16 protein-coding genes are annotated in these 18533 nt (G+C 61.1%); 5 read left to right on the plus strand and 11 right to left on the minus strand.

Annotated features, from left to right (window positions below; translation table 11 throughout):
* The first annotated feature begins 381 nt into the window (after positions 1-381).
* Genes leuB through IAE77_RS09400 form a run of 3 tightly spaced genes read left to right on the plus strand, consistent with a single transcriptional unit; the run spans position 382 to position 2740 of the window.
* Complete coding sequence (gene leuB / locus IAE77_RS09390; RefSeq protein WP_294225173.1) at positions 382-1488, plus strand: 3-isopropylmalate dehydrogenase; 1107 nt, start codon at positions 382-384, stop codon at positions 1486-1488.
* 17 nt (positions 1489-1505) lie between these two features.
* Positions 1506-2315: a HipA family kinase gene (locus tag IAE77_RS30910; RefSeq protein WP_345780974.1), complete on the plus strand. Its 810-nt coding sequence runs from the start codon at positions 1506-1508 to the stop codon at positions 2313-2315.
* Positions 2312-2740 carry a DUF3037 domain-containing protein gene (locus IAE77_RS09400; RefSeq protein WP_294225178.1) on the plus strand — a complete coding sequence of 143 codons (429 nt, stop codon included), beginning with the start codon at positions 2312-2314 and terminating at the stop codon, positions 2738-2740. The genes IAE77_RS30910 and IAE77_RS09400 overlap by 4 nt, the downstream gene beginning before the upstream one ends.
* Before the next feature lie 122 nt (positions 2741-2862).
* On the opposite strand, the gene IAE77_RS09405 is transcribed toward IAE77_RS09400, so the two are convergent.
* Positions 2863-5889 carry a hypothetical protein gene (locus tag IAE77_RS09405; RefSeq protein WP_294225182.1) on the minus strand — a complete coding sequence of 1009 codons (3027 nt, stop codon included), beginning with the start codon at positions 5887-5889 and terminating at the stop codon, positions 2863-2865.
* Between the two features lie 592 nt (positions 5890-6481).
* Between IAE77_RS09405 and IAE77_RS09410 the strand changes: the two genes are divergently transcribed.
* Complete coding sequence (locus tag IAE77_RS09410; RefSeq protein WP_294225184.1) at positions 6482-6742, plus strand: UPF0175 family protein; 261 nt, start codon at positions 6482-6484, stop codon at positions 6740-6742.
* Positions 6739-7221 (plus strand): hypothetical protein, encoded by a 483-nt coding sequence (locus tag IAE77_RS09415; protein WP_294225187.1) that lies wholly within the window; start codon positions 6739-6741, stop codon positions 7219-7221. Before IAE77_RS09410 ends, IAE77_RS09415 begins: the two co-directional genes overlap by 4 nt.
* A 170-nt stretch (positions 7222-7391) precedes the next feature.
* On the opposite strand, the gene IAE77_RS09420 is transcribed toward IAE77_RS09415, so the two are convergent.
* From IAE77_RS09420 to IAE77_RS09465, 10 genes are all read right to left on the minus strand, one after another.
* Complete coding sequence (locus IAE77_RS09420; protein WP_345780975.1) at positions 7392-8204, minus strand: DUF4058 family protein; 813 nt, start codon at positions 8202-8204, stop codon at positions 7392-7394.
* 84 nt (positions 8205-8288) lie between these two features.
* A complete protein-coding gene (locus IAE77_RS09425; protein ID WP_294225193.1) occupies positions 8289-9245 on the minus strand; it encodes a D-2-hydroxyacid dehydrogenase in 957 nt (318 codons plus the stop codon).
* 123 nt (positions 9246-9368) lie between these two features.
* A complete protein-coding gene (locus IAE77_RS09430) occupies positions 9369-11876 on the minus strand; it encodes a VWA domain-containing protein (RefSeq protein ID WP_294225196.1) in 2508 nt (835 codons plus the stop codon).
* Positions 11873-12373 (minus strand): hypothetical protein, encoded by a 501-nt coding sequence (locus tag IAE77_RS09435; protein WP_294225538.1) that lies wholly within the window; start codon positions 12371-12373, stop codon positions 11873-11875. The genes IAE77_RS09430 and IAE77_RS09435 overlap by 4 nt, the downstream gene beginning before the upstream one ends.
* Positions 12370-12576, minus strand: a complete 207-nt coding sequence (locus tag IAE77_RS09440; RefSeq protein WP_294225542.1) for a hypothetical protein — start codon at positions 12574-12576, stop codon at positions 12370-12372. Before IAE77_RS09440 ends, IAE77_RS09435 begins: the two co-directional genes overlap by 4 nt.
* 45 nt (positions 12577-12621) lie before the next feature.
* Positions 12622-14331, minus strand: coding sequence for a BatA and WFA domain-containing protein (locus tag IAE77_RS09445; RefSeq protein WP_294225199.1), 1710 nt, complete (start codon positions 14329-14331; stop codon positions 12622-12624).
* Positions 14328-15194, minus strand: coding sequence for a DUF58 domain-containing protein (locus tag IAE77_RS09450; RefSeq protein WP_294225202.1), 867 nt, complete (start codon positions 15192-15194; stop codon positions 14328-14330). Before IAE77_RS09450 ends, IAE77_RS09445 begins: the two co-directional genes overlap by 4 nt.
* Positions 15195-15330: 136 nt before the next feature.
* Complete coding sequence (locus IAE77_RS09455) at positions 15331-16311, minus strand: MoxR family ATPase (protein WP_294225205.1); 981 nt, start codon at positions 16309-16311, stop codon at positions 15331-15333.
* Between the two features lie 38 nt (positions 16312-16349).
* A complete protein-coding gene (locus tag IAE77_RS09460) occupies positions 16350-16817 on the minus strand; it encodes a four helix bundle protein (RefSeq protein WP_294225208.1) in 468 nt (155 codons plus the stop codon).
* Positions 16818-16827: 10 nt separating this feature from the next.
* Positions 16828-18504: a hypothetical protein gene (locus IAE77_RS09465; protein ID WP_294225213.1), complete on the minus strand. Its 1677-nt coding sequence runs from the start codon at positions 18502-18504 to the stop codon at positions 16828-16830.
* Positions 18505-18533 lie beyond the last annotated feature (29 nt).

The raw sequence follows: 18533 nt of genomic DNA on the forward strand, positions 1-18533 counted from the left end.
AAAATCTGTGCTTCCGCTGCCAGTTGGTCGGAAAGGCCGTGATCGTCTTCGCCAGCATGAGCCAACCCACCCAGTCCCAACATCGCGATCAGGCCAAACGATCCCAAGAGGCGGCGGTCCTTGAATGAGCCTGTCTGGACGCTGTTGAGGGCAGTTCTGGGAATCTTCACAAGGTCGAGTCGCATAAATGCCGATAATTGCGGTCATTATGGTTTGGCGGAAGTAAGATTTATGTGAACTGCAATTTCTAGACAACCGTCCTCGCGTTCGGCGCGAGCGATCTTGGTTCGGCGGCATGCGGAATTCGCCCGCTGTGGTTCCGCCCGCCACTTGCCATCCCACGCATCCTCATCCACTGAACAGGCCGCTTTCCCCACCCTCATGTCCCGCACGTTCAATCTCGCAGTCCTCCCCGGCGACGGCATCGGCCCTGAAGTCATGGCCGAGGCCCTTCGCGTCCTCGACACCGTCGCCAGCCGTTCCGGCCTCACGTTCCACTACCACCACGAACTCGTCGGTGGTGCCGCCATCGACGCCGTGGGCAAGGCGCTGCCCGAAAAAACCATCAAAACCTGCGAAGCCAGCGACGCCATCCTCTTCGGCTCCGTCGGCGGCCCGAAGTGGGAAAAGCTCCCGCCTAATGAGCAGCCCGAGCGCGGCGCTTTGCTGCCCATCCGCAAGCACTTCGGCCTCTTCGCCAATCTGCGCCCCGGCATCTGCTATCCCGCGCTCACCAGCTCCTCGCCCATCCGTCCCGACCTCGTCGAGGGCGGCTTCGACGTGCTCTGCGTGCGTGAATTGACCGGCGGCATGTACTTCGGCCAGCCGAAGAGCCGCACCACGCTGCCCGATGGCGACATCGAGGTCATCGACACCATGGTTTACAAAAAGAGCGAGATCGTGCGCATCGCCCACGTCGCCTTCAAGGCCGCGCAGCTCCGCCGCAAGCATGTGACGAGCGTGGACAAGGCCAACGTGCTCACCAACTCCGTGCTCTGGCGCGAGACGATGGTCGAAGTCGCCAAAGAATACCCGGACGTGACCCTCGCCCACCTCTACGTGGACAATGCCGCCATGCAGCTCATCAAAGCCCCGCGCAGCTTCGACGTCCTCGTCACCGAAAACCTCTTCGGCGACATCCTCAGCGATGAAATGGCCATGATCGCCGGCTCGCTCGGCATGCTCGCCAGCGCCAGCCTCGGCAAGCCGAAGGGCGACGGCCTCTACTTCGGCCTCTTCGAGCCCAGCGGCGGCACCGCCCCCGACATCGCCGGCATGGGCATCGCCAATCCCATCGCGCAGATCCTCTCCGCCGCGCTGCTGCTTCGTTTTGCCCTCGGCCTCGAAAAAGAAGCCGTGCAGATCGAATCCGCCGTCAAGAAGGTCATCGACCAAGGCCTCCGCACCGGCGACATCTTCAGCAACGCCCCCGGTACCCGAAAGGTGAACACCAAGGAGATCGGCGACGCAGTCATCGCGGCGCTTTGATGACCACAGACCATGCCATGAATCCGCACGTCACCATCACCGAAGTGCTGGGGCGTGCGGAGCAGGGCATGACACGGCCATTCATCTGTTCGGCAGATCATTGGGTGACCTGCTACGTCAAAGGAGCCCATGCAGGTCAGCGTTCGCTTTGCTGTGAGCTGTTGTCTGGCCGGCTGGCGGGTCTCCTCTTGCAGGGCCTGCCAATCAGCGTGCCGGCATTTGCGCTGGCAGAGGTTCCGCAAGGATTGATCGCTGGAAGCACGCGCAAAGACATCAAGGAACTGGGCACGGGCACGGTGTTTGCGTCCATGCGGGTCGAGAGTGGTCAGGAGCTTTCGTGGACGTCCGCCCAAGGCTGGCCTGAGGAGACCATGGCTGCGCTGCTTCTTCTGGATCTATGGCTTCAGAATGAGGATCGGAGCCTTTCGCCGAAGGGAGGAAATCCCAACCTCATGGTGACGCAGATACCCTCTTTGCCGGATTCGGATGAAGAAGGAGCGCTTTGGAAGGACCAATCACGCCGGGAGATGCTGTGGGCTTATGATTTCAATCTGGCTTTCGATGACGACTTCGATCGTGCGCGATTCTTTGATGCCCATGTGTTCGCAGGCCAGCTCAAACAATGGCCGCCTGGATTCAGAGCGAGGATGGAACCACGCTTGCGTGAAGCACTGAGCCTTTTGCCCGAGCTGTATGAAGAACTGCCGCTGGAGTGGCTCCATCTCGATGCAGATGAGAGTATGCCCGTGCAACTGGACAGGAAGCATGTAGAATCCGTCCTGAGCCTGCCGTTCACCGATCCAGACACGTTTTGGAAACTGCCATGAAAACTGCCCAAGCCGTCTGCAACTACGCCCTCCTGCAATTCCTGCCCTACCCGGTCACCGGAGAGTTTGTGAATGTGGGCGTGCTCGTGGCATGTCAGGATCCTTGCCTGCTGAACTTCGCAGGCGAGGTCGAAATGCCGCAACGCGTGAAAGCCATGTTTCCCCGACAGGAAGAGCAGGCTTATGCCGCCGCGATGCAGGCATTCGTCCAGGAGATGAAGCGCGTTCAAGGCATGGCCAGCGGGCCAAAGGCCTGCCTGTTGGCGTTTAACGAGACTGTGCGTCGGCGGGAATCCTTGTTCCGCTTTGGCGAGGTGCGCACGATCCTTTCAGACGATCCTTCGCATCTCGCCGCCGAATTGTTGACGCGTTTTGCCCGCCCTGAGGCAGCGAAACGGCGTGAACCAGCGATCCTCGCAGCGTGAAAAGCCGTGGCAAGACGGGGTGATGGAGTGATGGATGGTCGGAGTGATTGAGTCGTGGATGACAATTCAGCAAGACTTTTTATAATCTTGCCAGCCGCCTGTTTGAGACCCGTGGCAGTTTCCTAAAGCCGCTCACCATGCGGTCCTAAAATCACGCAATCTGTGGGGAGTTGTCGTCTCACCTCGTCGAGATTCTTCAGTTTTCGACAGCCTGTCAAATTGAGGAGCCGCAAGGCACGCAGGGATCGGAGGTCGGGCAGGTTCTCGATGCTGGTGCAGTTCGACAGGTAAAGTTCTTTGAGAGCCGATAGGTTTTCGAGTCCATGAAGTGCGTCTGTCCCATGTAGGCCAGTGCAGAGACCCAAGTCCAACATTTCGAGTTCGCTCAGCTCCGCAAGCGGTGCCGTGTCAATCAGACCTGGGCAATTGAATAAGTTCAAGGTCTTTAGCTTTTTCATTCCTGCCAGCCCCTGAAAAGCTTGGCTGCCCTTCAGGCAGGAACAGTGACCTAAGTCTAGAATTTCGAGCTGCCGCAATGAGACCAACCATGCTGTGTCCTTGAGCCCGGTGCAGTGTGCCAGACTGAGATGAAGCAAACCATCGACTCCAGCAAAGCATCGCAAATCTTCCGAAGTGAGTGTGGTGCATTCATACAGAATAAGCAGTTTTCCAGAGTATTCCGGGAGCACAGCGATCAGGGCGTCGAGGACCTCTTGACGGTGTTCTGTTCTCTCCAGCAAAAGTGAGGCAACAGGCCAGTTCTTTTCATCGCGACTTTCCCATGCCAGGTGTGGCCAGCTCAGATAGGCGTCCCATAGGATGAGCCACCAAGTCTGACGCTTGTCGGATGAGATAGGGATTTCCGGGTCGGCGGTGAGTTTGACGAGGAGGCGCACGGCATCGAGCGGGAGGAGCGGCTTCGCCGGCTCCTGCTTTTCGGTTCGCTGTTCTCTGTTGGTGGTGTGCAGCGCGGGGAAGAGCCAGCGGAGGAGGGTGGGGGCATCGGCTTTGCGCGTCTCCAGCAGGAAGATGAGGGGCTCGTGCCAAGCAGGCAGGGCGGGCAAGTTTTTGAAGGACTCACGCGAGTGCTGGATGGGACCGGGAGGAGGGAATATCTGCTCCAGCTCCATAGCGGTGAGCTGCATGTCTTCCAAAAGTGCCTCCGAGTGCCGAGCGAGCTGGCGCTGGCGCCGGTCGAACTCCATGCCCAGCCACTCGGCGGCGAAGAACTCCATGAACGACAGGTGGGTGAAGCTATAGACGGTGTTTCCGTCTGCATCACTGCTGCGCGGGATGAGTAGGCCACTGCGGCTGGCGATGTGGTGCAGCAGCTCGTCGAGCAAGGCGGTGGCACTGTGATCCCTTGTCACCTTCCCAGCCTGTTGCATCGACTCGATGGCCGGGAGGAGCAACTGAGCCAACTCGGGCATGGCGATGAGTATATTGCCGTCCTTGTCTCCTTTCTCGCTTCCAAGCCGGATCTTCTGCATCAGAGCCCCGAGGAGGGAGAGAAGAAAGCGGCGCTCCGCTGGCTCGAAGGGGCAGGTGTTGCCGAGGATGGGCTGCATTTTGTAGGCGGCATCGATTCCGCCGAGGTAGGCCTTGACGATCTCGTCATACAAAGCAGCGCGGCCATCGGGGAGCGGTTTGCCGCTACGTTTGAGCATGTTCATCATGCACAGCAGGTTCGGCACGCGGGAGATGATGCGCACGCCATCGTGGTGATGGGCGCGGACCTCACGCATTAGCTCCTTGGAGAAGTCCGTGCTGTGCCGGTGCCGGAACCAGCGGCTGGTGAAGGCGTCCTGACGTTGGTTGTCGAAGGGAGATAGATGGAGACGCTGGGCAACACGCTGTTCTCGGTAAAAAATAAAGTTGCGATTGCTTGGAAATGCCTCGCTTACCAATGCCTTTGCTAGGCTGGCGCTCAAAGCGGCTTCGATAAAGGTCGGAGGATGCCCTGAATGCGGCGGATCATAAAGGTAGCCTGACCACTGCAAAAAACTACGAGTCCAGTCTTCAAGGCATTGGATTAGTTTGTCTTCCGTCACTCCACCTGCCGCCTGGATATTCGTGAAACTAAAACCAGATGCGAGATCCACGATGTCCACAGGAGCGGCATCATACCCAATCACCCGCGACGTGATCAACCACCGCGCCTCTTTGCTCACCGCCTTGATGCCGTCCTGAATGCACTCGACGATTTTCCGCCTCTTCGCGAGGTCGCCGATCTCGTCGAGGCCGTCGATGAGGAAGAAGAGTTTCGGGTCGGAGTGGAGGAGTTGGTAGAATTCCTCGCGGTGGTCTTTGTAGGCATCACAAAGCAGCGGGGCGGTCTCTTCGCGCTGGTAGTGCTCGATGAGGACGGTGATGAGGCGGTCCCAGGTCCAGCTTTCGACCTCATTCTGAGGTAGCAGCGGTACGAGGTCCCGCAAGATGAGCGGGACGGGCAGCAGGCCGGTGAGCACGGGCGCTCCGGGCAGCGGACGCCGGCTGGCAAGGTGGGCGATGAGGGCTTGGATGATCGTGCTCTTGCCCATGCCGGGATCGGCCAACAACACGGTGCGGCGGTAGTCGTCGTGGGCGAGCAGCGGCAACAAGTCCTGTGTGGGCAGGCGCGGCGGTGTCTCCCGCTGGGCGGCATCCATATCCTCCGGGCGGAGGTGCTCCGCCGAGCAAGCGGGATGGACAAAGATGTCCCAAATGTCCGGGCAGGCCTGATCGGCGGCGGCGTAGTTGTCGATGGCAAGCTCTTGATAGGCTGAGAACGCAGCAACGAGGGCACGCTTGTAAGCCGCAAGGCGACCTGGTGCTGTTTGCTCGACAAGCATCGCTTCCACTTTGCTGATGCCTGACGTGAGTTCCTTGTGTCGTCGGGTCGATTTGCGTCCTTCGCTCTTCTGCTTCTTCGCGATCTCCTTCGTGCGCTTGTCGATGTCTCCCAGCTTCACTGAACGCTCTGTTTGGAATCGCAGCATGCTTTCACGAAATGCCGTCAGCGCCACCGGGTGGTCAGTAATCAAGGTATCCGCCAAAGCGGCCGTCAGCCACGGACAGACGACTTCGGCTAATTTCTGCTGCCAGCCTTGTTTCCACAGCACATCGCTGACTCCATGCTGGAACCACTGAGTAAAGAACGTGGAGAGCAAGGCTGGTTCGACCGTGGGACTCGTTCCAGAGCCATCATGCGCGGCCTGCAAAGCGAGCAGAAAGTCCTTTTCGATCAACGGTTGCATGCCGGGAATACCCTGTGCCACAAACATGCCCCAGCAGCGCGGCAATTCCGGCAATCCTGCGGTGAGCTTGTCCTTTACCTCCGTAAACTCGGACTGCGTGAGCGCTTCCTTCACGAGGCTCTGCAAGACCAAGCCGGTAAAGCGAACGAGCGCGTCATCCGTGGCTTCGAGCTGCTTTGCCGACAAGGATGCTAATTTTCCGTCCACCAGCGTCTTGATGCGCTCTCCAAGTATGTCCTGGACGGCCGATTCGACCTCACCCGGCTCTTTGGAGTCAGCAATTTGGGCTCGGACCATCTTGTAGCCTGCTCGCAAAAGCGGGAGCGCTATTTTGCCAGTCTGATAGATGCCGAGAGCGGTAATCGTGAGGCCCATGATGACCAGTTTGTGAGAGAGGCGTTGGTTTTGCCAAAGGAATTTCCCAAACACCACACCGTTCCGAATCACCGCTTGAGACTCGAATCTTGCCGAAAGGCGGGGCATGCGTTACCCAATGCACATGATCATGACCCTCGACATCCCGGAGGCGCTCGCTGCGCCGCTGAAGCGGGCGGAGGCATCGCTGCCGCGTGTGTTGCTGGAAGGTTTTGCGGTGGAGGCTTACCGGCAGGGCATTCTTTCAGCCGCCCAGGTGCGGGTGCTGATGGGGCATGAGTCACGCTGGGAGACAGAGGATTTTCTTTCCGCGCATGATGCCTGGCCGGGAACTACGGTAAAGCAGGTGACGGAGGACGGCCGGCAACTCAGCGCTTTGTTGAACGCATGATCGTCGTGAGTGACACGACGCCGCTGCGCTATCTGGCGGTGCTGGGTTTGCTCGATGTGCTGCCGCGTCTGTTTGGAAAGGTTCACTGCCCGGCGACGGTGATGAAGGAATGTCTTCATCCGCGTGCTCCGGCGGTTTTGCGGGAGTGGGCAGCGGAGCCGCCAGACTGGCTGGTGTGTCATTCCGCTCAACAGGTTCCGCCAGAGCTGGCCAGCCTCCTCGACGCCGGTGAGGCGGAGGCGATCACGCTCGCCCTCGAATGGAATGCTGATGTGATCTTGATCGATGAAATGGACGGCCGGCGTGCGGCTCGTGAGCGAGGCCTGATCACCGCAGGCACGCTGAACATTCTGGCACAGGCAGCCGAGCGTGGCTGGCTCGACTACGATGACGTGGTGAGCCGCCTGAGGTCGGAAACCAACTTCCGCACGACTTTGGCAGTGATCGAGGCGGCGCGGGCTGCTGCCCGGCCCCAGTGATGGGGCCGCTATTACGTTTCCCCCCTCGGCTAATCGTGAAAAACCGCGGAACCTCACCCACTAACCACGTTCACCGGCTTCCCCGCCAGGAACGCCTTCAAGTTCGCAGCAGTGATGTCGATGAGGCGGGAGCGTGATTCGCGGCTGCTCGGAGAGTTTGCCCTGGTCATTCATGCCACAAAGCCGCTCTTGCTCAACTGCTCCGCCACCCAGCTTTGCTCCGCCTCTGGCAGCGCAGGTTCCAGCGGCTCCTGGTAGTTGAGCTTCCAGTAGCGCCCGCTTTCATAGACTCGATCCAGCATTTTCTGGAGATCCAGTGGCACATCGGGATCAGGCGGACGGAGTGGAATGCGGATCACCGGCAGCCGCTGGCGCAGCGGGCAGATGTAAATCTCACGCCGGTCCGGCATGCCGGCGCGGATGGCACAGACTGTGTAATGCTCGCCAGCATTCGGGAAGCGCCGTTGGTAGTCCCTGGCGTCCATATCGATCAATCGCCGTCCCTGGCGCAGAAGGTCAATCTCCACCACGTTCACACCGGCCGCGATGTAGTCATGGCGTTTGGTGAGAAAGGCGAGCCGGCCTGAGTCGCGGTTCGTGGGACTGATCACTTCAATGACAGTGACGAGCGTGCCGTCATCATGCCGCACCTCGACCCAGCGTTCCGGCGGCGTCTCCACATTCACGATTTCCGGCTCGGCCACCACCCTCTCCACACCGGACTCATGCTCAGGCGTCCAAACCGGAGGCAGCCCCCGCTTCCACGGCTCATCCACGATGCTGATGTCCGGATAATACACCCCGGCATCACCACCGAAGACATTCACCTGCTCCTCCGCCAGCGCCGAGTAGCTCTCCGGCAGCTCAACCCCAAGTTCGTTGCTGATGAAAGCGATCAGCTTGAGATGCACATCACGCCAGCGCCGCTCCATGAACGGATTCATGCCTGGAAATGGATTACGATGTTCCATGGCATTGACCATGCACCGTGACCCCGAATCACGCAAGGACGTCTCCAGCGTGGACAAGGCCCTCGTGCCCACTGACTCGCTTACCGCAGGCAAGGCTCACCCGTTCACCACATTCACCGGTTTGCCCGCCAGGAACGCCTTCAAATTTGCGGCAGTGATGTCGATGAGGCGTGAACGCGATTCGCGGCTGGCCCAGGCGATGTGCGGAGTGATGAGGCAGTTCTTCGCGCCGATGAGCGGATTGCCGTCCTTCGGCGGTTCGACGGAAAGCACGTCGAGTCCGGCTCCGGCGATGCGTCCTTCGTTGAGTGCTTTCGCCAGCGCGGATTCATCCACCAGCGGTCCGCGGCCTGTGTTGATCAAAAACGCCTCACGTTTCATCAAACCGAGCGTGCGTTCGCCAACCAGATGCTTCGTGGCATCGGTCAGTGGGCAATGCAGGCTGATGACATCGGACTGACGGAAGATGTCGTCGATCACGGCGGCCTCGACACCTGCGGGCGGCGGTTCCTTCCACGTGCGCTTCGAGGCGAGAACCTTCATGCCAAAGGCGACGCCGATACGCGCCACGGCGCTGCCGATCTCGCCATAACCAATGATTCCCAGCGTGCGGCCGGCCAGTTCGATGATCGGATGGTCCCAGTAAGCAAAATCGGGGCACTTCGTCCATCCGCCCTCCTCCACGCTCTTCGCCGCATGGCCGACGTGGTTCGTCAGTTCCAGCATCAGCGCGATCACATGCTGCGCGACCGCCGGCGTGCTGTAGCCCGGCACATTCGTCACCACGATGCCGCGTTCCTTCGCCGCGACGACATCCACGATGTTGAATCCCGTGGCCGTGACGCCGATGTATTTCAAATCCGGCAGCGCGGCGATGATTTCACGCGTCAGCGGAGCTTTGTTCGTGATCACCACCTCGGCGCCGGCACAACGTGCCACCGTTTGATCCAGCGGCGTGCGTGGGTGCACCTCGCAGGGCGCGATGGCTTCGAGCGGCTGCCAGGAAAGATCACCAGGATTCGCGGTGTGGGCGTCGAGAAGAACGATTTTCATGCGCAGGTGATATGCAGCGCCGCGTAGCATCAGCAACCGCGAAAACAGTGGGCTGGGGATTGATGGCGCAGCCCCATGCTGCTCTGGAGCATTCATCCAATAATCCACCACTCCAACCATCCATCAAATCCGTCGCAGCAACACCCCGCCGAGCAGCGCCAGCAGCGCGCTCCATGCGAACCAGTGGCCGACGGGCTTCAATTGGGCCACGGGAGCGAGACCGGTGACGATGGCCGCTGGCTCGTAGCGTGACAGGGCCAGCATCGTTTCGGGTGTCTTGCCGTTGAGCCGATACTCCGCCGGATAAGGCGCGTGGTAGTGCTTCACTTCGAGTTTGTCATGGTCACGGTCATGCAGGCGCAGGCTGAGATGCTTGCGCGTGCCGAGCGACAGGCGCGCTTCGTAGCGGCCGAGGCCCGTTTCGCGAATGACGACGTCCTGGGTGTTGCCGTTTTCATCCAGCGCCTGCGCATTCCAGCCGATGCCGCTCACTGGCGCGCCATCCTCGCCACGGCGTTCGATTTTCATCACCCAGGTGCCGTCACGCACCTCGCCACGGGCTTCGAGGCCTTCGACATCGGCCTTCCGCAGCGCTCCGCGCAGCACCTGCGCCCAGAAACGTCCGCAGCCGTCCCACGCGAGCCATTCTCCGCCCCAAATCTCTGTGAGATCACCCGTATAGGCCAGACCGATGCCGAGACCAAAACGACCGACCGCGAGCAGCGGATCGCCGCTCTCCGCGCCGAGCAGCACCTGCGCGGCCGGTTTCGCCTCCGTCATCACGTAGCCGAGCACGACAGGCAGTCCTTCCGCTTCGTAACCGCTGATCATCGGATGCTCGGTGATCCCGATGTGTGTGAAAACACCTTCCTGCACCGCGCTCTTCGAGGCCTGCGTGGTCTCCTTCGTGAAAATCTGCGGCAGCGTCGCGGGATCGTTGCTCTCGTAGTAGCGGCCTTTGCCTGCTTCGGCGATCTGCTGAAGCAATTCGCGCGCCGCACCTTCACCGAGGCCCACTGACGACACCGTGACGCCGCCATCGACGAGTTGCTGCACGAGGCCCATGTGATCCGCGTCGTTGGTCTGGCCGTCGGTGAGACAGATCATGTGCTTCACCTTCGCCGTGGTGCGCTCCAGCATGTCTTTCGCAGCCACCATGCCCTGATACATGAACGTGCCGCCGCCTTCCGCGATGGAGTCGATCGCCGCCTGGATCGTCCCCTGCTGCGAGGCGGGCGTCATCTCGCAGATGATCTGCGCCTGGTCATCAAACGCCACCACCGCGATCTGATCCTGCGGTCCGAGCAACTCCGCCGCGCTCTTGGCTGCCTGACGTGCCATTTGCAGCGGCAGGCCGCTCATCGAACCGCTCTTGTCGATGACGAGCGCCATCGCGAGCGACGGTTTTTCCTTTTCCTTCTCAAAACGCGACACCAGCGGCAGCACTTCCTCAACCGGCGACTTGTAGTAGCCGCCGAGACCGAAGCTGTTCTCGCTCCCGGTCATCATGAGGCCGCCGCCGAAGTCGGAAACGTAGCTGCGCAGCAGGCTCATCTGCCGCGGCGTCATGTCGGTGGCGGCGAAATTGGCCAGGATGACCGCGTCGAAGGCCAGCAGGTCCTCCATGCTCTCCGGCAGGCCGCGTTTGCCGCGCAGATCGACGTCGAAGTCCTGCTCCTTCAGCGCGCGAGCAAACGGCCGCATCTTTTTCTCGTCCTGATGCAGCACCAGCACACGCGGCTTGCCGCGCACGGTGATCGTGGTCGTCGCCTGGTTGTTGATCGGGAAATGATCGCGCTCCGGCACGATCTCCGCGCTCCACACGCTCGGTCCCGGCGTGGTCATCTCGGTGTCGAACCACACCTTCGCGTCCTCGCCGGGCTTGAGTGCCACCGTTTTCTCCTGCACGGCCACGCCTTTGTTCAGGAGGCGCACACGGGAGTTCATCGGCTGGTTGGCCGTCACACGTGCGGTCAGGCGCAGCACCTCGCCGTGGAAGGCGAAGGGGGAGGCGCTCTCCAGCGCCACTAGCGCGGCCTCCGGTTCGCTGAGTGTCTTCAATGGCATGAAGCGCACATCGACGTTCTCACGCTTCAACTGCTCCAGCGCCGCGTCCGCACCGCTCTCGGTGTCGATGCCATCGCTGAAGACGATCAAGCGCTTCGCCTTGCCGGCCGGGAACGCCAACCTTGCCGCGAGCAGCGAGTCGCCGAGTCGCGTGTGGGCACGGAAAGCGTCATCGGCGACGCCTTTCGTCCAATCCTCGAGCATCTTCGTGAAGTCCGGCAGTTTCTTGTCGCGCAGACCGTTCGCCATCGCGAACAGCGAGTGCGTGTCCTGCGAGCGCAGGGCCTTCACGCCTGCATCCACCTGCTTGAGCGCCTGTTTGGCCGATTCGAGGTCCACGGACTGCGAAACGTCCACCAGAAACACCACATGCGCCTCGTCCGACTCTTCGCCCACATACGGCTGGCACAGCGCAAGCGCGAGCAGCACGACGCCGAGCAGTCGCAGCGCAAACGACGCAATCTTCAAGCCTGACGGCCGGTCCACCAGCGACTGCCAGTAGCCCCACGCCGCAGCGAGAAGCACCACGAGCCAGAACAGCGGTGTGAAGGTGGTGAAACTCATGATTTCGGCACCCCCAGCATAAAAAGATGGTCCGCGTCGGGATGACGGATCGGCACGAGGTCGATGGGCACCACGTTGCCATCTGGCGTGTGGATGAAGTTTCCCGGATGACCATCAAATGCCGCGATGTCATCAGTCGCACGATACCAGTCTCCCGAACGCGTCTTCACAAATCTCTCCGCCGTCATGTATTCGTCGATGTGGGCCTGCGAAGGATGATCTCCCTCAATGAAGCTCTGCGAGATGACCGTGACCAGACGCCCCTGATCATCTTCCAGCGTGCATTCGATCACCACATCATCGCCGAAGATCTCGTTGTGAAGCGCCAGACGTGTCAGGTACTCAAACGGAAGGGCATCTGTGTTCCCCAGACCGCCGCTGCCATAGAATGCCGTGCGGCCGAATTGATTTGGATAGGTGGACTTGTAGATGCGACCTGCATCTTCCTGCCTCCAGGTGCGATGCTCGCGACCGAACGCCGCCTGCGCTGAGTTCAGCCGCGTGAGCCAATCGCCAGCATCTCGGAAAAGGAGATGGTGCCCGGCTTGTCGAGAGGATTCAGCGAATGCCTGCGCCTGAACTCGGCGTAGAGCTTCGCGTTCTGGGGATGATTCCGCTCCATCTGGGCGAGGAATTCCAGATAGGAGAGCTTGCGCTGATTCAAGCGCACTTTGCGGAGAGCGTCCGGACCAGTGACCATGGGACGGAGTGTGCATGGCTGCGCTCGGGATGTCAATCGGCGCGCTCATCCAACCTTCCTCCTGTGGTAAAGGATCGACTCGCCGGCGAGCACGAGGATGGCGAGCACGAGCAGCCAGTAGCTCGGCGCCTCACCGCTGGCGATGGGCTTGAGGCTTTCTTTGAGCGTCTCGTTGCGCAGCAGGCTCTCCTCGGGCGAGACGAGCGAGGCAGCGAGCGTCCATTCACCCGTTTCGTGAAAGCCGCTGGTCAAAATTGGGCCGTAGGGCGTCTCGTCGGCGCGTCCGGGCACGCGGGCGCTGCTGCCGGTGGCGAGTGTGGCGGGCGGGAGATCTTCGCGATGCGTGAGATGCGCGGCGGCGTTGTGAATCAGAACCGGGAACCAAGCGCTGAGATAAAACTGGGCCGCAAGGGGATCGAGATTCACCACGCAGACGGTCTGCGCGCCAATGCGCGTGAGATAAATGAGCGGCGGCCCGGATTCATCGGCCACAAGCACCACGGATCCAGCGGGCGCGGTGATTTGACGTGCACCGGCGAAACTCATCGTCTCCGCGTCGAGGTAGCGCAGCAGCGCGTGGTCCTTGATGAACACCTTGGGCACCGGCGTGCCGATTTCGTCGCCGACCTTCGCCCATGCGGTCGATTCACCCGCTGGATGAAACACGATGGCGCTGACATCGGTGGGCACCTTGCTCTTGCTGAGCATGAGCCTGGCGGATTTGGCATCGGGCGCGAGCGCGAGCAGTTGATCGCTGCGCTCGAAGGCGCTGACGGCGTTCTGGAAGAAAAACGGATCATCCGCCACCACGCCAACAGGCACGGGTTGACGCGGCGGCACGTGCAGGAAGGCCGTGTTGTCAGCTTCCAGCGCGTCCTCAAGCCCGAGTGTGGCCTTCCAGCGGCCGGTGGGCGCGTCATCGAGTGTCAGCGTGACCGCTGGATTCTCACCGGGCTTCAATTCGATCGGAATCAGCTTCACCAGCGTGTTGGAATCGACGTGCGTGAGCGTGATGTCGGTCTTCACCGGCGCGGGGAATGAGGAAACCGGCAGCAGAAACAAACCGAGCCGTTGCGGACCACCCGGCACGCTGCGCAGGTCCGCACGCGCGATGCCGGCGTTTTTCGCTCCGTCGTCAAGGCGCAGGATTTCGACACCAGGAAGGCGATCCGGCTCGTCGAGGCAGCCGTCAGTGATCAGCAGCACGCGCGTGTCCTTCATCCACTCGTCGCCAGGTTGCAGCGCGCGCAGCGATTCGACGCGGGAGGGCAGTTCGGTGGGCTGAATGCCATCCACCGCCTCCAGCAAGGCCTTCCGATGCCGCGTGGGATGCGCGAGCATGCGCGTGACTTCGGCAAAAGAGGCCACAGCAGCGCGCTGCGTGCCGTTCATGCCTGCAATGAGGTCGCGCGCGCGCTTTTTGGCTTTTTCGAGCCGCGTGGTCGTGCCGTCTTTGGCGGACATCGACGCGGAATGATCAACAACGATCAGCAAATCCTTCCGTTCATCGCCCGCAAGGTCCGGCTCCGCCAAAGCGAGCGCGATCGCCGCAAATGCCGCCGCCATGAGCAGCAGCGAGAACACATCGCGCAGCCGTTTGAAGAGCGCGGAGGCTTTCTTCTCGGAAAAGATCTTCTGCCACAGGAAGAAGGCCGTCACCGGCTTCTTGCGTGGCCGCACTTTGAGAAAGTAGATCGCCGCCAGCGGCGCAAGCGCCACGAACGTCCACAGAAAGGCTGGAGCGAGGAAACTCATGTCACCAGCCCTCCGCGACGCAGCAGGTCGGTGATGACGTGTTCAAAGGAGATGTCCGTGGTCGTGGACATGAGGCCGAGGCCGCGTTTGGCGCAGGTCTGCTTCAAGCCGTCGTTCCATTCGGCCACGGCCTGCTCATACAGGCGCGCCTCATGCGGCGAGATGGTCACGCGCTCGCTTTGGCCCGTTTCGACGCATTCGAGCGTCACATCGCCCTTCCACTCACAGCGCAGGTCGTTGTCGTCGAGGGTTTGCAGGCAGAAGACGTCGTGCTTGTGCCATTGCAGGCGGCTGAGGCCTTCCTCGAAGCCGCCGGGCAACAGGAAGTCGGAAATGACGCACACGAGGCCCTTGCGGCGATGACGCGCTTCGAACTCGCGCGCACAGGTGCTCAGGTCCGTGTTGCCGCCGAAGGCCGGCGCGGCGTCCAGCGAGCGCAGAAAGGGAATCACCTGGTTTCGGCCGCGACAGGGATCAAACAGCGGCTTCAAGTGATCGGCGAGGCCATAAACCGCGAGACGATCGAGCGTGTTGAGCGCGATGTAGCCGAGCGCGGCGGCGAGTTGCTTCGCGTAGTGCTGCTTGGAGGCCATCGACGGGCTGCAATCGACCAGCAGGTAGATTGTGGCGTCTTCTTCGAGCTCGAACAGCTTGATGAGCAGCGACTCAAACTTCGCGTAAACGCGCCAGTCGATGCTGCGGTAGTCGTCACCGAGCGAGTACTGCGCGTAATCGGCAAAGGTGATGCCCGCGCCCTTTTTGGTGCTCCTGCGGTCGGATTGGAGCGAACCCCCGAGAATTTTTCTCGCGAGAAGATACAGCGACTCAAGCCGGCGGATGAAAGCTGGATCGGTGAGAGTCATGCGGTGGCGGAGACGGAGTATGGATCGTCGCGGCAGCGTCTTGGAGTGCGCCAGTCCTCTGGCGCTTTCGCTGCACTGGGGACGCTCGAAAAGCTCCAGAGGGCTGGAGCACTCCAGGACGCTGTCGCGTTGTTGGTCATGCCTTCACCTTCTCGATCACGTCTGCGATGACTTCGTCGGTTTTGACGCCCTCGGCTTCGCCTTCAAAGGAGAGCAGGATGCGATGGCGGAGGGCGGGGGTGGCCGCTTTGGCGATGTCTTCGCGCGCGACGTGGTAGCGGCCATCAAGCAGCGCACGCACGCGGGCGGCGGCGAGGATGGTTTGCGCGCCGCGCGGCGAGGAACCGTGGCGGACGTATTTCTTCACGCGATCGGTCGCGTTCGTGTCGGCGGGATGCGTGGCACGCACGATCTGCACGAGGTAATCCTGCACGCTGGCCTCCAGCGGCACCTCACGCACGAGCTGGCCCATTTGCAGGATGTCCTCGCCCGTGGCGACGGCGTTGATGTCGGGTGTCGATTTGCCGCCGGTGCGGTTGAGGATCTCGATGAAGTCGCTGTGGCTGGGCACCGGCACGAAGAGTTTGAAGAAGAAGCGGTCGAGCTGTGCTTCAGGCAGTGGGTAGGTGCCGTCCTGCTCGATGGGGTTCTGCGTGGCGAGCACGAAGAAGGGCGAGCCGAGGTCGTGCGACTTGCCGGCGACGGTGACGCGCTTCTCCTGCATCGTTTCGAGCAGCGCGGACTGCGTCTTCGGCGTGGCGCGGTTGATTTCATCCGCGAGCAGCACGTTGCAGAACACCGGGCCAGGCTGGAACTCGAACACCTTCTGTCCGGCGCGTTCGACGAGGATTTGCGTGCCCACGATGTCCGCAGGCAGCAAATCGGGCGTGAACTGAATGCGCTGGAACTTCAAATGCAGCGCCTTGGCCAGCGTGTTCACCAATGCCGTCTTGCCTAGGCCGGGAACGCCCTCCAGCAGCACATGCCCGCCGCAGATGACCGCAGTGAGCACTTGCTCGATGATGTCGTGCTGGCCGACGATGAATTTGGAGACTTCGGATCGGAGTTTTTCAAAGGTGTCTTTGAAGTGGGTGACTGAGGTGGGAGTGGTGGACATGGTGAATGACGAATGTCGAATGCAGAATGACGAATGAGTCAGAGGCAGCGGGATGGCTGTGCGGTCTCGGCTTTGAGGTTTTCCTGGGCGGTGCGGCGGATGCGGGAGAAGATGAGGTGTAGTTCCCGGGCCTCTCGCCAGACGGGGACGGCGGTGTCCCGGAGTTCAGGGCAGGCTCGAACGATCATGCGGGCGAAGAACATGCTTTCGCGAGCCTCTTTGCGACAGGTGCCGATGATCTTGATGAACTCCTTCTTGGAGACGGCATCATCAGCTTCGACATAATTGGCTCCAACACTGGTTCCGGCACCCGTGAGCTGGTCAACAAGCCGGTTCGTGCGCGGATTCAGTGGAACCTGTTTCAAAAAGTCGATGACGGACTCTCCAAAGCGCGCCGTGCGCTCCTCGAGATCGTAACTCATGCCTTTGGTGGCCTCAGCGCCTTCGCACACCACAAAAGCCGCGCCTTCCTCCTCCCACGGCATCCGCGTCAGACCATTCGTCATTCGACATTCGTCATTCGACATTTTTCTTCTCCTCCCCGACCTGCTGGATGCCCTTGAAGTACTCTTTGACGCCTTCCTTGACCTCGGCGGGCACGTCTTCGCGTTGGATGAAGCTTTCTACCTGACGCTGGAAGACTTTTTCTTGAAGCGTGGCGGTGCGGGTGGCCTTGCCGCTGCCGCTGTCGGCGGATTCGATGCTGGTGTTGCTGGGGCCGGCGCCTTTCTGGCCGGTGAGCTGGTCGCGGTTGCCGTTGTCGCGGGTGGGATCGCTTTCGGCGCGGCGGTCTTCGGAGCTGCCCCATCCGGCTTTTTTGCCGCCGGGTTTCTGGCCGAGGCATTGGCCCAGGCTCTGGCATTCTTTGTTGCCGAGGTAGCCCTGGCACTGGCCGGCGCACTGGCTGAGCTTTTGCAGCTTCTTCATCATGTCACGCTGCCCGGCGGACTGGCACATGCTCTGACAGAGGCTCTGCAGCTGCTGGTTGGCTTGGTTCTGGCATTGCTGGCACTGGCTTTGATTCTGCTGCGACTGGTTTTGCTGCTGAAGCTGCTGTTCGAGGTTCTGCACGGCCTGTTCGAGCGCGGCCATCTGCTGGTCCATGCTCTGCTGGCCCTGGCTGCCTTGCTGTCCCTGCGCCTGCTGCTGGTTGTTGCCGTTCTGTTGGGAGTTTTGATTCTGGCTGGACTGGGACTGGTTGCCCTGGTTCTGATTGCCCTGCTTGCCGGTGCGCTGCTGGAAGTTGCGCGCGGCGGCGGCCATGCGTTGGGAGGCGGACTTGAGTTTTGCCAGTTCCTTCTGCGCCTCGTCGGGTTTTCGCACATCGGCCTGCAGCTTCATCTGGCGGAGCTGCTCGGCGGCGTTGCGGTAGTTCTGCTCTTCGAGCGATTTGGCGATGGGTTTGAGCTCGGCGACCTGCTGCATTTCCTGCGCGGCCTTGGAAAGCAATTGCTCGGTGTCGCGCTGGCTGAGCTTCTGCGCGGCTTCGGTCAATTTGCGCTCGAGTTCGGCGTACTGGCGCATCGCGGCCTTTTGATCCTTCGTTTCGCGCAGTTCCTTCACCCACTGACGCCATTCGTCGGGACGCAGCAGCTCCTTCTCATCCTCGCTGGCGGTTTTGAGCAGGTCCTCAATCTGCTTTTCGAGTTCCTCGTTGATCTCGTCGGTCTTGCGGGTCGTCTCTTCTTCCAAAGCGATGCGTTCCAGCACGATGGGCGAGGCTTTTTTGAAGCCCATGACGAAACAGGCCATCAACAGCACGCCGGCGATCGTCAGCACGCGCCGCGGCCAGGTGATCGGCAGGCTGTGCGGCGAGAGCGCCTGCACGCGTACGGCGGTGGCTTCTGCCTGAAGCGCGATGAATTCGCCCTCGCGCTTGGCTTCGCTGAAGCCGAGATGCGAACTGATGGCGTCCTTGAGATCAAAGTGCTCATCGGCGACGCGTGCGGCCTTGCGCGCTGAGACGCGGCCTGCGAGCCACAGTGCCAGCGCGAGCAGCGGCAGGAGCACAGCGGCGGCGATGTAGCCGATACGCGGCACGGCGTAACCTTGCGCCACCCACCACACGCACCAGATGCAAAGTGCGACTCCGATGGCGAGCAGCGAGCCGCAGAGAACTCGCACGAGCCATGCGAGATCGAGACGGGATTTCACTGCGGTGACAAACGCGAGGATGCGATCATGAGCAGGCATGGTGTGAGCGGATTGTTTGGGGTTTTATC

The organism is Prosthecobacter sp., from assembly GCF_014879935.1.
Lineage (GTDB): Bacteria > Verrucomicrobiota > Verrucomicrobiia > Verrucomicrobiales > Verrucomicrobiaceae > Prosthecobacter.

What these genes read in the sequence shown, in the direction of transcription:
- IAE77_RS09410 (WP_294225184.1), top strand. Translation starts at nt 6,482, where the DNA reads ATGACCCTCGACATCCCGGAGGCGCTCGCTGCGCCGCTGAAGCGGGCG.
- IAE77_RS09420 (WP_345780975.1), bottom strand. Translation starts at nt 8,204, where the DNA reads ATGGTCAATGCCATGGAACATCGTAATCCATTTCCAGGCATGAATCCG.
- IAE77_RS09440 (WP_294225542.1), bottom strand. Translation starts at nt 12,576, where the DNA reads ATGGTCACTGGTCCGGACGCTCTCCGCAAAGTGCGCTTGAATCAGCGC.
- IAE77_RS09455 (WP_294225205.1), bottom strand. Translation starts at nt 16,311, where the DNA reads ATGTCCACCACTCCCACCTCAGTCACCCACTTCAAAGACACCTTTGAA.
- IAE77_RS09425 (WP_294225193.1), bottom strand. Translation starts at nt 9,245, where the DNA reads ATGAAAATCGTTCTTCTCGACGCCCACACCGCGAATCCTGGTGATCTT.
- IAE77_RS09430 (WP_294225196.1), bottom strand. Translation starts at nt 11,876, where the DNA reads ATGAGTTTCACCACCTTCACACCGCTGTTCTGGCTCGTGGTGCTTCTC.
- IAE77_RS09460 (WP_294225208.1), bottom strand. Translation starts at nt 16,817, where the DNA reads ATGACGAATGGTCTGACGCGGATGCCGTGGGAGGAGGAAGGCGCGGCT.
- IAE77_RS09465 (WP_294225213.1), bottom strand. Translation starts at nt 18,504, where the DNA reads ATGCCTGCTCATGATCGCATCCTCGCGTTTGTCACCGCAGTGAAATCC.
- leuB (WP_294225173.1), top strand. Translation starts at nt 382, where the DNA reads ATGTCCCGCACGTTCAATCTCGCAGTCCTCCCCGGCGACGGCATCGGC.
- IAE77_RS09445 (WP_294225199.1), bottom strand. Translation starts at nt 14,331, where the DNA reads ATGAGTTTCCTCGCTCCAGCCTTTCTGTGGACGTTCGTGGCGCTTGCG.
- IAE77_RS09415 (WP_294225187.1), top strand. Translation starts at nt 6,739, where the DNA reads ATGATCGTCGTGAGTGACACGACGCCGCTGCGCTATCTGGCGGTGCTG.
- IAE77_RS30910 (WP_345780974.1), top strand. Translation starts at nt 1,506, where the DNA reads ATGAATCCGCACGTCACCATCACCGAAGTGCTGGGGCGTGCGGAGCAG.
- IAE77_RS09400 (WP_294225178.1), top strand. Translation starts at nt 2,312, where the DNA reads ATGAAAACTGCCCAAGCCGTCTGCAACTACGCCCTCCTGCAATTCCTG.
- IAE77_RS09450 (WP_294225202.1), bottom strand. Translation starts at nt 15,194, where the DNA reads ATGACTCTCACCGATCCAGCTTTCATCCGCCGGCTTGAGTCGCTGTAT.